The following is a 15279-nucleotide window of genomic DNA, read 5'->3' on the forward strand; positions in this document are numbered from 1 at the left end:
CAGTCCGTCATCGCGGAGCTCCGCTTCGCTTCGCCCAAGTCAGCCATTTTGCTGAGAGCTTCTTGACAATGGCCGGTTCGGCGGCGGCGAGATCGTGAGTCTCGGTGCGGTCCGCCTCGATGTCGTAGAGTTCCCATCGTTTCGCGGTGACGCCCCACACGGCCTTCCATTTTCCGGATCGATAGGCCCGGCTGCCGTAGAGAGCCCAGCCCAGTTCACGATCGCCCAGCCTGGCATCTCCAAGAATGTACGGCTTGAGGCTGATGCCTTCCATTGGAAGAATGTCCCTTCCTTTGAAACGGGAGGGATACTTCACTCCCGCAACGTCAAGCAGCGTGGGCATGAGGTCCACGACATGACCCACCATGCTGGTATTGGTCCTCGGAGCTATATGCCCGGGCCATCGCAGGATCATTGGCGTGCTGATGCCACCCTCATAGGTCCAGGTCTTGTAGCGACGAAAAGGCGAGGACTGGACCGTTGCCCAGCCAGGTCCGCACAGGATGTAGGAGTCCTTGTCGCCGACCGGTTTTCCTTCCTTGAATGACTGATAGGCTGCCTCCGTTGAGTTGCTGGCGCAGCCGCCGTTGTCGGAGAAGAAGATGACAAGCGTGTTGGCGTCGGCACCGCTGGACTTCAGTTCAGCCATGATCCTGCCGACTCCCTGATCCATGCGGTCGACCATCGCCGCGTACACCTCCATCTTGGCGGACTCCCAATCCTTGTCCGGCAGGGCGTCCCATGGCGGGGGCTCAAGGTCGTAGCGCCAGTCGCCCAGCTTCTGATCGGGTGGCGGAAGCTTCCAGCTGCTGGAAATCAAGTTAAGTTCGATGAGCCGGCGGTAGCGCCTCTCGCGGAAGACGGAGTAGCCCTCGCGATAGCGGTCCTTGTACCGGGCGATGTCCTCCTTTGGCGCCTGCATGGGATAATGCGGAGCGGTGAAGGCGACATGCAGGAAGTAGGGCTTGTCGCCCTTGGACAGATTGCGGATCTGCTGCACGGCATGATCGACAAAGGCGTCGGTGTCATAGTAGTCGGCGGGGACGCTTTTGATCGGCGTTGCGTTGTGAACAAACGGATTGGGCGGCCCGGCGTGCTTGTAGGGCGGTGGATCTGGCAGGCTCGGATCAAAATGATTCACGGCGCCGATCATGACACCGTAGAATTCCTGAAACCCGCGATCGATGGGTCTGGTGGGAAAGCCTCCCAGATGCCATTTGCCGCTCAGGACCGTGGCGTAGCCGGCCTGCTGGAGCACTTCTGCGATTGTGACCATGTTGTTCTGCAGCAGGCTCCCCGTTCCAAAACGCGGATTGAGCCCTGTCAGCATGGTTGCGCGCGTCACGTTGCAGACGGCGCAGTTGTAGAACTGCGTGAGGCGAAGACCGTCCGAGAAGAGCCTGTCGATGTTGGGTGTTCGAATCTCCCCGCCGTAGCAACCGAGGTCTGAGAATCCCATATCGTCGGCCACAATCATGATGATATTGGGTCGCTTGGTCTCGGCGGCGGAAGCCAGGCTCGCGAGAAAGCCAAGGCAGGCCAGGCCGAGCAGACGCATCAGGCGACCACGAGCCGACTGCACCAGCCTCGGTTGAAATATTGAGCATGAGGGAGGTGTTTTCATGGGCTTCTCTTGAAGTAATGCGGATACCGGGTTGAAGCCGGTCGCTGACGGCCTCTGAGGCAGGTGAACGAGCGTTTGGGAACGAAGCCTGGACAACAGTCGTGCGAAGGCGCCAAGCCAATCGTCCGTCAGTGGTAAGATGTTCTGTCCTCTATCTGCGAGGATTGTGGCGTGGCGCGCTGCGAAATGCCGGTGGAGCGTTTCGCGCGGAGGCGAAGAGCCGCGGAGAAGAGGGGAAATGGGGGCGTGGAGAAATTGGAGATCGAAGGTCAATTCACTATCAACTGGAGGGGCACGCTTTGTCGTGCCCTGGGGACGTGCGTGGCGAAACGGCGCTGGCAAGTTTTCCATAGAGGCTCCGGCGGGGGCTGAGGGCTATGTCGCTCAGAAGCGTCCCTTGATGCCGATCGAGACCTCGGTTCCGGTGTTGATGAGGCGTTGATAGCGGGCGTAGTCGGGAACATCGATGTTCGGGTTGTAACGCTTCTGCACGTCGACATACCCCCCGCCTAGCAGATCGGTCACCTGACCGTAGACCGAGATGCGCTTGGTGAGGGAGTATTCCATGCTGATGGTGTCCCGATTCTTTGCGCCCGCCCAGAAGTAGTCACCGGTGGATCCGGTTTGCTCACGCCGGGTTTCACCCAGGTAGGACATGTTGAACTTGAAGGAGAAACGCGGACGAACGAGATTGAAGCCGTAGCTGAGGGTCTCGGGGTTGAAACCGCTGAAATCCGCGAGCGCGCTTCCGTCAAGTTCGAGGCGCGTGTAGTTGACGAAAACCTGGAAGCCGCGCGCCCAGGTTGGAAGAAATGTGAGCGAATGACGATAACCCAGCTCGAATCCGCGGATGCGCGCCTGTCCGGCGTTGATGCGCTCGACGATCACGTAGTTGTTCAGGGAAGGATCGCCGCCATACAGGTTCACTTCGGCGAGTGTGGCCGGACGGCTGCTGAGGCCGAAGAAGTCATCGATGTCCTTCTGGAAGATGCTGACCGAACCATAGCTGTTTGTTGAGAGATAGGTTTCGAGGGACAGATCGTAGTTGTTTGCGGTCCAGGGCTTCAGGCCGGTCTTCACGAGGGTGATCTCGCGGTCTCCGTTGGAGTTTTCCGTGGATGCGACGCTTGCGCGCGGCATGATGTACTCCATGTCAGGGCGTGCGATTGTGCGCGCGTAGGCTGTTCGCACCGTGAATCTGTCGTTCAGCCGGTAGCTGGCGTTCAGGCTCGGATAAAGCCCCTGATAGCTTCCCTCGGAGGCGAGTCTGAGCAATTCATCCTTCAGCGGTCCCTTCGTCTTGTCCTTGGTGTGCTCGTAGCGCGCGCCGGTGACAATGTTCATGCGACCGTCGAGCAGGCGGAAGTCGGCGCGAATGTAGGCCGAGGAAACGCGTTCCTTCACGCGGAAGGTGTTGTTAATCTTGTTCCGCGTGTTGGTCGATTGTTCCGTGAAGTACTCCGGATGCGCCTGGACCAGGTTGTAAACCAGAGTCGGGCTGATTCGCTTGATTGTAGCGCCCGCGCTTTGAGGGACATAGGTGAACAGATCAGGGTCGACGATTTCGTAGTTGGATGCCTGACGCACTGCTGCGGATGAGCCCGAACGAAAATTGTAGGCCTTGGTGTTCCAGTCGGAGCGCTGGGTTTCCTCGGAGAGCAGGGCTCCGATCTTGAGTGCCGTCAGGCCTGTGTTGCCGAAGGTGCGCTGAAGGTTCGCAAAAAGATTCCGCCGCGTGTTGCGAAAGCTGAAGTCGGTGTTTGTTATCGAGGCCAGCGAGTAGAGGTTGGCGTCGGTCCAGTCGATCGGTTTTCCGCCGCTGGTCACCGTGAGTTGCGCGGGAACATTGCTCGCCACCCTGTCCGGATCGGGATGGATGCCGTCTCCACGGATCGCGAGTCCCGCGAGATTGGCGATCGTGATGCCTGTATAGCCGTCGTTGTCGAAATTCTCGACCTGCGTGCTCGAATAGGAATAGCCGGCGTCAAACTTGTAGTCGCGCTTCCTGAGCTCGTACTTGAGGCTGGCGGTCTGGTTGGAATTGTTGCGCTGGATGAAGCCGTTCGCCTGCTGGATGTTGCCCCCTGCCTTGCCCTCGACATAGTCGGGACCACCCGTGATTCCGGAGCCGTAGGTTGACACGTAGAGATCGGCGACGGCCTGCGAGGCCGCGCGTTCGCGCGCCTGAAAGGTTGCGCTGAGCAGCGAGTTTTCCGTCAGGCGGTAGTCCGCCTTGATCTGACCGGAGCGGATTGCCGCCACCTGGGGCACCACGCGATACCGCGAGTTCGTCTGGACATACGTTGAAGGATTCCAGGTGGCGATCGTGGTGTCGTTGTGAATGTAGCGCAGGATCTGGGAGCCCGAAAGCGATATCGCCAGCCTGTCGTTCACAGGCTTGAGGTAGCTGAAGGTCAGCGATGGCAGGATGTGGCCCGCGGAATGGGCGCCGCCAAAGAGGGGAATGGGCATCCCGATGTCGCGACCCTTGAAGTTCCACGGGTAGTCGCCCCTGAACGTGCTGTACACGTTGTAGTTGAGCAGCGGCTTGCGTCGGTTCAGTGCGCTGTTGCTGATGATGTTTATCGTGCCGCCAATGCCGCTTGCGGGCATGTCGGGAGTCGGCACCTTTGATACCTCGATGCGCGAAATGTTGTCCGTCGCCACCATTGACAGACTGGTTGCCCGGGTGGCGCTGGTCGTCTCTCCACCCGCGAGCATCGCTCCGTCGCTCATGATGCTGGTCGTGCTGCCAGGCATGCCGCGAACGGAAACGCCGACCGGGATCGAGGCGGAATAGTCGACCGACACCCCTGGGATGTGCTTCAGAAATTCACCGAGGTTGCCGTCGGTCGCGTAGCCATACTCGTCAAAAGCCACGACATTCTTGATGTTGGTGGAATTGCGCTGTTCGTTGATGGCCAGGTTTTGCGCGCTCATCTCGCGTTGTTCGACCACTGACACCGCCTGCATTTCGACAACACCGCCTGAGGCGTCGCGCGACGGCCTTGAGAGGCTGATTTCCAGGCTCGCGGTGCCGCCGGCGGTCACGTCGACGCTTGTAAGCTTGTCGGCCAGGCCAGGATAGCGGACATGAACCTGTACGCTTCCGGCCGGCACGTCGCGCAGGCGGAAAGTGCCGCTTTCGTCCGTGAGGGCCTCGATCAACGTGCCCTCAACCTTGACGCTGGCGTTGAAGAGGTAGCGCTCGCCGGTCGCGTCATAGACTCTTCCGGTGACGGTGCCCGCTGCCTCCTGCTGGGCAAAGGCTGCGGGAGCCGCGAGAAACAGCAGGGCCACTGTCAGTGCGGCCAAGGCGGCAGGCATCGAGATTTGGAGGACTGGGATTCCCCGTTGTGGAAGACCTTGGGGGTGAGTCCGACGTGGTGAGGTGTCTTTCGTCATGGTTTCAGTGGCTGGGTTGTTTGAAAGGCAGGGGACGCGGAATGATCGAGGTGACATGAGGCTGGCTCTCCCTTGGCAATCATCTTCACCATTCCCGGGGGTAACTCTCATGCATTGTAATGGTCATATTTGCTGACAAGTTGTCCTCAACCAGTGGGAGATCCACGTGCGCCGGTCCCAGGCATTCGGGGATTTGACCATTCTGGAGATCCACAGTTTCACGGTTGGCGTGGCTGACTGGCGATTGCGACGCTGGCCAATGAATTTTCCCAGTTTGCATTCTGGTCCTGCAAAGGATTCCGCGATGGCATTGTGAGTGCGAGGCAAGGAAGTCACTCTCAAGCGACCTCAACCCGCCGACGCAGCATCTCCCTTCCATGCCGAACCCCCCCAACATTCTGCTCCTGCTCAGCGACCAGCACAATGCCACCATGGCCGGATTTGCCGGAGACCGGGTGGTACGCACCCGGAACCTGGATGCGCTGGCGACCCGAAGCGTCCGGTGTGCGACGACGCTCTGCGCGTCTCCCGTGTGCACACCTTCGCGCATGTCGATGCTGACGGGAAAGGAGCCTCATCGGTGCGCTGCATGGAACAATCATTGGATGATCTTCCCCGAACATGCCACCTGGCCGGGACATTTCGCCGCTCATGGCTATACGACCGTGCTTGTGGGAAAGATGCATTTTGGCGGACGCGACCAGTATCAAGGGTTCCAGCACCGCCCTTATGGGGACCTTCGACACGGACTTGGACATCAGCCTGAACCCATCGATTTGTTCCCCGGCTATGCCCATGTGCGCAGCGCGGGGGTGAGTGAGATTCCGGAGAGCCTGATGCAGGATGTGGTTGTCGTGCGGGAGACCCGGTCGTTCCTGCTCGAGCATCAGAGTCAGCATCCAGACCGACCCTGGTTTGCATGCGCCTCGTTCTCGCGTCCTCACAGTCCCCTGACGGCGCCCGGGAGGTACATCCGCCGCTACACGGACAAGGTGCCGCTTCCGAATCTGGCGGAGGGCGAGCCGGGCTGCCTTGAGCCTTTTGCGCGTTTGGCCGTCCCCTCGGAACATCCCTCGAGGGAGGAGGAGCGGCGGGCGCTCGAGGCCTATTACGCGAGCATCGACTTCCTCGACGACTGCATCGGTGAACTGCTGGCGTCTCTGGATCGGTCGGGGCTGCTGGACAATACGATCGTGATCTACACGTCTGACCACGGTGAAATGGCGGGAAGTCATGGTCTCTGGGGCAAGCGAGTCTACTACGAGTCCTCCGTGGCGGTGCCCCTGCTGGTTTCCGGGCCGGGCGTGAAACCCGGTGCCCATGTCTGGCACGATCCGGTCTCCCTGATCGATCTCTTTCCGACCACCTGCGCACTTGCCGGCCTGCCCATTCCTTTGGGTCTGGATGGGATCGATCAGAGCCCGGCGCTCCGCGATCCGGAAGGCGCCGCTGCCCCGAGAGCGTTCGCCAGTTCGTCCTACTTTGACTATGGCATCCGCATCAATCGGCCGCGCAGCGCGGACGATGCGCCCGCGAGAGCCATGCGCCTGGTGCGCACCCGTGGCTGGAAATTCGTGCAGGTTGAGAAGGGCGCCGAGCTGCTTTTCAATCTTCGGGAGGATCCGGAGGAACGATTGAACCGGATGGCGGAAGCGGCCCAGGCCGGGCGCATTGATTCCATGCGGGCAATGCTGGAGCAGGGGTTCAGCTGGGAAGCCGCTCACAGGCAGCTCGAGGCCGACCGTCTGCGTGTTCCCGAGCACCTGTCAGGCATGCGCCCGAGCACGCCGAACCAGTACACGCTTCGAGACGGGCGGATCTGCGACGCGGAAACCGGGCTCTACGATGCGCGCTGGCTTTACATTCCACCTGAAGCCACGGGGGGCATCATTCCGCAGATGAAGGGGTGAATCGGAGCTGGACCACGGATCGACGCGGATACGGGCCGGATGAAAGGCATTGGAGTTTATCCACAGATGGAGCCGGATGAATACCGGATGGACTGAGGCCGGAATGTTGTAGGAGGGATGAGATGACTTACGGAGGGGGGATGCGAGCAAGACTGGGGGATGCGAGCAGTGATGGAGGGGCACGCTCCGTCGTGCCCTGGGGACGTGCGTCGCGAAACGGCGCTGGTCGGTTTCACGCGAAGGCGCAAAGCACGCGAAGGAGGCGTACGGAAGGATTTCATGCGGAGACGCGGAGGTGGATTTCGAGATGAGTGTCGCGGTGGGTTGATCGCCGATCTCTGGCAGCGATCTGGCGTTGTGGCGCGAAGCGCGAACCCAGGTCACGACGGAGCGTGCCCCTCCAACGGAGGGGGGATGGTAGCGATCTGGCGTTGTGGCGCGACGTGCGTTCCCTGGGCATGACGATGCATGCCCCTGCATTGAGCTTTTGGTATATTCTCAGCGTGAAAACTTTGGGCCTCTGACCACAGCGCAGTTTTGATCACTGCGGGCTGGAAGCCCGGGCAACGCGGCGGCGCAATATCTGGGTTGCGGCGTGCGCTGGAATTTGCGGCGATGGGAACATGAGATTTGTACACGGGTGGCGGCTCCTGATTCTGGGTACTGCGTTCGCGGGCGGGGTGCTGGCGCAGACATCCAAGGACGATGTGCTTGCGCGCATCGATCGGGAGCAGGCTCCGTACACGGCCATCATGAACAGGATCTGGGAACTCGCCGAGGTGGGCTTCAAGGAGACCCGGAGTTCGGCGCTGCTGCAGGAGCGGCTCAAGGCGGATGGCTTCAAGGTGGAGGCGGGAGTCGCCGGCATGCCGACGGCCTTTGTGGCAGCGTATGGCTCGGGCCGGCCCGTCATCGGAATCCTCGCCGAATACGACGCGCTGCCGGGAATTTCTCAGGAGGGTGTGCCTGAAAAGAAGGCGCGTCCCGGATCCACCGCCGCCCATGCCTGCGGGCACCATGCGTTTGGCGCAGGCTCGATCGAGGCGGCGGCGGCGATCGCCTCCTGGCTGAAGGCGACAGGCCGGCCGGGCACGCTGCGCGTTTACGGCTGTCCCGCGGAGGAGGGCGGATCCGGCAAGGTCTATCTGGTGCGCGCGGGTCTGTTCAATGACGTCGACGCCGTGCTTCACTGGCACCCGGGCGATGGAAACGGAGTCACCACCGGCCCGACCAAGGCCAACATTTCCGCCAAGTTCCGGTTCACCGGCGTGGCGTCCCACGCATCGGCGGCGCCGGAACGGGGAAGGTCGGCGCTGGATGGCGTGGAGTCGATGGATTACATGGTCAACATGATGCGGGAGCACGTGCCGCAGGATGTGCGTATCCACTACGTCATTACGCGGGGCGGCGAGGCGCCGAATGTCGTCCCGGCGTTCGCCGAGTCCTACTACTATGTCCGCCACCGCGACCGGCGCATTGTGCGCGAGGTGTTTGAGCGCGTCACCCAGGCGGCGAAGGGAGCCGCGATGGGCACGGGCACGTCGGTGAGCTGGGAGATCACGGGCGGTGTGCACGACCTGCTGCCGAACGAGGCGCTGGCGAAGGTGGCGCAGGCAAATCTGGAGCGTGTCGGCGGGTTTTCCTATGATGAATCCGAGAAGCGCTTTGCGGCGGAACTGGGCAGGACGTTCATCGGCGGACGCACGGCGGCGGTTGAGCTGGCCCGCGCGATTCAGCCGCTGAAGATCGACCCAAATGGTGAGGGCGGTGGATCGACGGATGTGGGGGACGTCAGTTATGTGGTGCCGACGGTTGGCGTGCGCACGGCCACGTGGGTGCCCGGCACGCCGGCGCACAGCTGGCAGGCCGCCGCCTGCGGCGCCACGACCATCTGTGTCAAGGGCCGGCTCATGGCGTCAAAGGCGCTCGCGCTCACAGCGATGGACCTCTTTTCCGAACCGAAGGTTTTGTCGGAAGCCAGGGCTGAGCTCCTGCGCCGGCGCGGGGAGGATTTCAAGTACGAGCCGCTGCTCGGCGATCGCGCTCCGGCCTTGAACTATCGGGACTGAACTTCCACGGGTGCGGGCGCAGGTGCGGGCTCGACCCGAGGAGTGATGACGTCGGTCAGCGCCTCCTTAAGCGCCTGGAGGCGCGCTGTCTCGGTCGCGGGGCTGTGGTTGGCGTTTTCGATGTAGAAGGTGTCGATGGCCACGCCGTGCTCTGTGCCAACGCGGGCGAAGGTGATGTCGAAGCCGTGATCGCTGATCGCTTTGCCCAGCCGGAAAAGCAGGCCGATCTCGTCGCGCGCCTGGATCTCCACGATCGTGCGCTGCATGGAGGCCTCGTGATAGACCTCGACGATCGGGGGAAACGACGTCTGCATCGCATCGTTGCCCTTCTTTGTGCTGGAGAGGTAGCGACCCGTTGAGGCCAGACGGCGCGCCTGCGCCTGGATGTCGGGCAGGAGATCCTTGTCCTGGACCAGCGCGGCGTCGACGGTTCGCGCAAACGTCTCCTGCGCCTGCGTGCTCTGAACGACACCGCGCCCGGGCTCCACGACAAAGAAGGTGTCGATCGCGATGTTGTCGCTGCGGGAGATGACCTTGGCGCTGAGGATGGACAAACCGGCGACGCTGAACGCGCCGGCGAGCCTGTAGAAGAGCCCGGCACGATCCCAGGTCACAACATTGACAACCGTGAAGGAGCGATTGATGTCATCCTTCCAATTGATGACGGGTTTGAGAGTGCCGGTTGATTCGACGTCCGCGATCGAATGCAGCAGGCGGTTCACCATCTGGATGTGGAGGGAGATCTTACCCGTTTCGGTGTGAATGAAATAGCGCTCCGGCAGCAGATGGAAATGCGCGTCGATCTCGTCGTGACTGATGCCCGGTATGCCCTTGCTGACGAGTTCCCGGTGGATCGACTCAAGACGCTGCGAATTTCGAGCGGCGAGTTCCGCGCCATGCAGCAGGCGCTCCAGCGTGCTGCGGAAGAGCGCTGTGTGAAGGCTGTCCTTGTAGCCGTTCCAGAGCCCGCTGGCGGTGCCGCGCGCGTCGCAGAAGGTGTGGACGTAGAGGTAGCGCAGGCGGTCGGCGTCGCCGACGACCTCGGCGAAGGCGGCCGCTGTGTCGGGATCATCGACATCCCGCTTCTGCCAGAAGCGCGTCATCACGAGGTGATTCTTGATGACAAACACGACGAACTCGCGGCTTGTGGCGTCCACCTCCATGCGTTCGAGGAGCGGCCCCGCGATGGCCACGCCGCTTTCAGCGTGTCCCTTGATGCCGCGGGCCTTTCCGATGTCGTGAAGCAGGAGAATGAGGTAGAGCAGCGTCGGCTCGGGCGTCTCGTGGAGCGTCGAGCGGTACTTCAGGCTGACGGGATCCGCCTCGGTGAAGATGTAGTCGAGCTCGCGGATGGCGTTCAGCGTGTGGATGTCCGCGGTATAGCGGTGATAGAACTCGTGCTGCACGAGGCAGGTCAGCGCATCGAATTCCGGAATGAAGCGGCCGAGCACGCCCAGTTCGTGCATCGAGGACAGCGTCGGGTGGACCGCGCCGGACTGCTGGAGTATGGCGCGGAAGGATATGTTTGCGTCGCGCGACTGCTGGACATGGCGGGTCAGCAGCGGAAGCGCATCCCGGATCAGTCCCTGGAGGGCGAAGTCGGGATTTGCACCCAGTTGCTGGCAGTGCCGGAACACGCGGATGATGCGGACGGGGTCGGCCTTGAAGACGTCGGTCGATTCGGCGGCAAGTTCGCTGCCCCGCAGGATGAAGCCATCGATTCGTTTTGTTTTTTCGAAACGTCTGGCGCGGATTGCGTCGCGAAACGAGGTGAGGATGCCGCTGGAGTTGTCCAGCGTGAGGGCGAGCCGGCTTTCTATCAGGCGCGAGACGCGATGGATGGTCTGCGCCGCGCGGTAGTAGTCGCGCATGAACTGCTCGACTCGGCCGAGCACGTCCTGGTTCGTGTAGCCGAGTCCGAGCGCGATCTTGGGCTGCACGTCGAGCGCGAGCACTTCCGTGGCGCGCTTGCTTTGAAAATGCAGCTCGTTGCGGACGCGGTGAAGAAACGTGTAGGCGCGCTGGAAGTCGCGCACTTCATTCTGGCGCAGGTAGGACGACGTGACGAGCTCGTCGAGCGAGGTGATGCCGAGCTTCACGCGGGCCATCCACAGTGTGTTCTGGTAGTCGCGCAAACCGCCGACACCGTTCTTGATGTCGGGCTCCTGCATGAAAACGGTGTCTCCGTATTTCGCGCGCCGGGAGGACTGGTCGGCCAGGCGTGCGGCGATGTAGCCGCGCGGATTTTCCTCGGTGTAGAAGGCGCGGTAGGCGGAGGCAAATGATTCGAAGAGACCGGACGAGCCCGCGACCAGACGCGATTCAAGGAGCGCGGTCTTGGTTTGGATGTCGGCGCGCGCCTCGGCGAAGGTTTCGTCGACGGTGCGAATGGAGTGCCCGACCTTGAGTCCGCAATCCCAGAGAATGTAGAGGATCTCGTTGCTGAGATGTTCCTGCAGCGGCTTGATCGCCCTGGGGTCCGCTTTCGACGGGAAGAGGAAGAGCACATCGATGTCGCTCAACGGGCTGAGTTCGCTGCGTCCGTACCCGCCGAGTGCGATCAGTGCGACGGGTGATGGCGTGTCCCCGTGCGCGCGGACGTAGGAGGCCATCGCGTAGTCGAACAGGTGGCGGAGGAGGATGTCGACCATCGCCGCGCGGGCGTTGGCGGTTTCCAGGCCGTTGGCACCGGCGTCGTGATGCATGCGAATCATCGCGCTTTCCAGGCGCAGAAACGTCCGGCAGGCGGCCAGCCGCTGGGCGGTGGAGACCTCGCCTTCAAAATTGAGGCGTTCGCGTGCGTGCTTTTGAATGCGGCCGATCATCGGGTGCGGGCTGTGCCGAATGGAGGAAGTTCAGAGGAACGCAGCAAAGCCGGTTTGTCGCGAATTCTTTGTTGATGCGCGAGGAGCATCGCGGGGATGGATCTTTCAAGTTACTTGTGAATAATAATTAACAAATCTCTGCTGCGCGAGGGAGACCGGCGCATGCGCACGGCTCGCGCGGTCCCGCTTGCCGCTTGCGTCAGGAGATGCGCGGCGGTTGGATTTTCGATTCAACGTTAAAGACATGCCTGAGATCACAAAGAGCTACGAACCGCGTGAGGTTGAGGACAAGTGGTATGCCGCCTGGCAGGCGTCGCGATGCTTTGCCGGCAGGGCCGAGCCCGGCCAGGAGAGCTACACCATCGTCATCCCTCCGCCGAACGTCACGGGCATCCTGCACATGGGTCACGTGCTCAACAACACGCTTCAGGATGCATTGATCCGCCGGGCGCGACTGGAGGGCAGGGCGGCCTGCTGGATTCCGGGCACGGACCATGCGGGGATTGCGACACAGACGATGGTGGAGAAGCACCTGAAGAAGACCGAGGGCAGGGGGCGCCGGGATCTTGGGCGGCAGGCCTTCCTGAAGCGGGTGTGGAGCTGGCGCGAGGAAAAGGGCGACATCATTCTGAAGCAGTTGCGGCAGCTCGGGTGCTCCTGCGATTGGGATCGCACGCATTTCACGATGGACCCGGGTTACAGTCGGGCGGTGCTGACGGCGTTTGTGCGCCTGTTCGGAAAAGGGCACATCTATCGCGGCAAACGCATGGTCAACTGGTGCCCGGTTTCGCTGACGGCGCTTTCTGACGAGGAGGTCGAGATGCGTCCGACGAAGGGATTCATCACCAAACTCAAGTATGACCTGGTGGAGCCCGTGGACGGCGTCACGCATCTTGTGGTGGAGACCACGCGCCCCGAGACAATTCCGGCCGACGTCGCTTTGGCCGTCCATCCCGAAGACGAACGCTACCGCGCGCTGATCGGCAAGAAGGTCTGGCGGCCACTCGGCGGGCGCGCCGCCATTCCGATCGTCGCGGACTCCGCGGTTGATCCTGTTTTCGCGGCGGGTGTGCTCAAGGTCACGCCGGCGCATGACAAGGTGGACTTCGAGATCGGCCAGCGCCATCGCCTGCCCGTGATCGATGCGCTCAATGCGGATGGCACGATGAACGCCGAGGCCGGGCCGGAGCTTGCGGGCATGGAGCGGTTTGCGGCGCGCAAGAAGGCGACGGAGCTGCTGCGCGAACGAGGCTCGCTCCTTGAGGAGAAGCCCTACGAAAACAATGTCGGCTACTCGCAGCGCGCGGGCGTTCCCATCGAACCCCGGCTCACCCAGCAGTGGTGGCTGCGTTATCCCCGGGTCGAGGAAGCCAGGCAGGTTGTCAGGGACGGGTTGATCCAGTTTCACCCGGAGCGCTGGAGCAAGGTGTACCTCAACTGGCTCGACAATATCCAGGACTGGTGCATCAGCCGCCAGTTGTGGTGGGGGCATCGCATTCCGGTCTGGTATCGAAAGGGAGTTGACCGCGAGAAAATCACCGAGGTGGATCTCGCCGATCCCACGAAGGTGCACGTTTCTCTGGACGGACCGCCGGATCCGCAGAACTGGGACCAGGAGGACGACGTGCTCGACACCTGGGCATCGTCCTGGCTCTGGCCGTTTGCAACGCTCGGCTGGCCGGACAAGTCGGAAATGGCGAAGGCGAACTTCGCCGCCTTTTATCCCACGACCACGCTGGCGACCGGGGCCGACATCATTTTCTTCTGGGTCGCGCGCATGATCATGGCCGGACTGGAGTTCACCGGTTCGGCGCTGGATGGCGATGAGATGGAAGCTTCGCGGACGAAGGGTGCGCCTTCGACCCTCTCGCGGGACGAACTGCTGCGTCGCATCCCGTTCCGCCACGTTTATTTCAATGGCATCGTTCGTGACAAGCAGGGCAGGAAGATGTCGAAGACGCTCGGCAATTCGCCGGATCCGCTCGATCTGATTGCGAAATACGGGGCCGATGGCCTGCGTTTTGGGCTGCTCCAGATCGCCCCGCTGGGGCAGGATGTGAAGTTTGACGAGGACCGCATCGAGGGCGGCAAGAATTTCGCGAACAAGCTGTGGAACGCCTGCCGCTTTCGCCAGATGAGCGGACCGATGGCGGACAACCGCTCGCTCGAAGCGATCCTGGCGCGCCTGGATCCCGCGCAGCTCGATGACGACGATCATGCCCTGCTGGCCGCGCTGATGGAGACGATGCGGACGGTCGGGCGGGGTTTTCAGGAGTTTGAATTCGCCGGTGCGACGCAGCGGCTGTATTCATTTTTCTGGAACGATTTCTGCGACTGGTATGTGGAGGTGGCGAAGTCCCGCGTGCAGGATCCCGCCGCCCAGCCGCATGTGCTGGCGGTGCAGGATCTGGTGATTCGCGAATTCCTCCTGATGTTTTCGCCTTTCGCTCCCTTCATCACCGAGGAGTTGTGGCACCTCCTTGGATACGGGGCCGAGGGCGCGTTTCTTCAGGATGCGCGCATTCAGACAGCGGAGCAGTTGGCCGCGGGGCTGGCGTCGCGCGGACTGGCGGTGGACGCCGCGGCGAGCGGCCGTGTGGAGAAGCTGAAGCAACTCGCGACGCTGGCGCGCCAGTTGAAGGCGGAGCAGGCGGTGGCGCAGAAGCGCGATGTCACTTTCCATGCGCTGGCGGGCGACCCGGATTGGGCGGACTTATCCGCCGCTTCCGCGAAACTGCTCCGGCTTCTCGGCGCGGCCGCGCTCAAACGCGCGTCCGAAAAACCGCCGCTTCCGGCGATTGTGACGCCGCTTGGCACGCTGTTTCTCGACACGGGCATCAAGGTCGATGCCGCGGCCGAGAAGGTGAGGCTGGGTCGGGAGCTTGAGCAAATCCGCAAACACATTACCGGGACTGAGGCGCGCCTCGCCAACGAAGCCTTCGTCAGCAAGGCCCCGCCCGCGGTCCTCGAAGGCGCCCGCAGGCAGCTCGCTGACCAGAAGGCCAAATATGCCGAGATCGAGCGCCTACTCAGTGCGAATTGAGGGTTGCTTGCTATAGGGAAATGGGAGATTTGTGATGAGATTGAGAATATAAATAACTTATTATAAGGTAGATATGGATTTGAAGCTTTAGCTCGGGAACATTTGAAATCTCAGAGTGACAAAGCGGCGCGATGAGAAGATTACTCTGCAGACTGTTACTAGTTTCAATTGTTAGCCCGAGTTTTGGACAGCAGGCGCTGATGGTGGAAGGCGGAATTCCAACTGAGCACATTGGGCAAAATAGCGACAATGTAAGATTGTCTCGTAAACCCGAGAGGGTGCCGTTGCCGAAATCACTTGTTTCTGGTCCAGTGTCAGAGGATATCCCCACTTTTTGCGGCACGCGCCAACTATGATCGTTGGTTCGACGCACTATCTCCAGACATCCAAGAGATTCCAAACC

At 61.6% G+C, this 15279-nt stretch carries 6 protein-coding genes; 3 read left to right on the forward strand and 3 right to left on the reverse strand.

Features of this window, described 5'->3' with window-relative positions:
• Positions 1-7: 7 nt before the first annotated feature.
• Positions 8-1558, reverse strand: coding sequence for an arylsulfatase (locus tag HS122_13930; GenBank protein ID MBE7539497.1), 1551 nt, complete (start codon positions 1556-1558; stop codon positions 8-10).
• 450 nt (positions 1559-2008) lie between these two features.
• Positions 2009-4951 (reverse strand): TonB-dependent receptor, encoded by a 2943-nt coding sequence (locus HS122_13935; GenBank protein ID MBE7539498.1) that lies wholly within the window; start codon positions 4949-4951, stop codon positions 2009-2011.
• Between the two features lie 455 nt (positions 4952-5406).
• Here HS122_13935 and HS122_13940 point away from each other — a divergent pair, with 455 nt between their 5' ends.
• On the forward strand, positions 5407-6939 hold the full coding sequence (locus HS122_13940; protein MBE7539499.1) for a sulfatase-like hydrolase/transferase: 1533 nt from the start codon (positions 5407-5409) through the stop codon (positions 6937-6939).
• A gap of 623 nt (positions 6940-7562) precedes the next feature.
• On the forward strand, positions 7563-9008 hold the full coding sequence (locus HS122_13945) for an amidohydrolase (protein ID MBE7539500.1): 1446 nt from the start codon (positions 7563-7565) through the stop codon (positions 9006-9008).
• On the opposite strand, the gene glnD is transcribed toward HS122_13945, so the two are convergent.
• Positions 8996-11833 (reverse strand): [protein-PII] uridylyltransferase, encoded by a 2838-nt coding sequence (gene glnD, locus HS122_13950; GenBank protein ID MBE7539501.1) that lies wholly within the window; start codon positions 11831-11833, stop codon positions 8996-8998. The two genes, HS122_13945 and glnD, sit on opposite strands and share 13 nt — an antisense overlap.
• 244 nt (positions 11834-12077) lie before the next feature.
• Between glnD and HS122_13955 the strand changes: the two genes are divergently transcribed.
• Positions 12078-14876 carry a valine--tRNA ligase gene (locus tag HS122_13955; protein ID MBE7539502.1) on the forward strand — a complete coding sequence of 933 codons (2799 nt, stop codon included), beginning with the start codon at positions 12078-12080 and terminating at the stop codon, positions 14874-14876.
• The last annotated feature ends 403 nt before the right edge of the window (positions 14877-15279 follow it).

The organism is Opitutaceae bacterium, from assembly GCA_015075305.1.
Taxonomy (GTDB): domain Bacteria; phylum Verrucomicrobiota; class Verrucomicrobiia; order Opitutales; family Opitutaceae; genus UBA6669.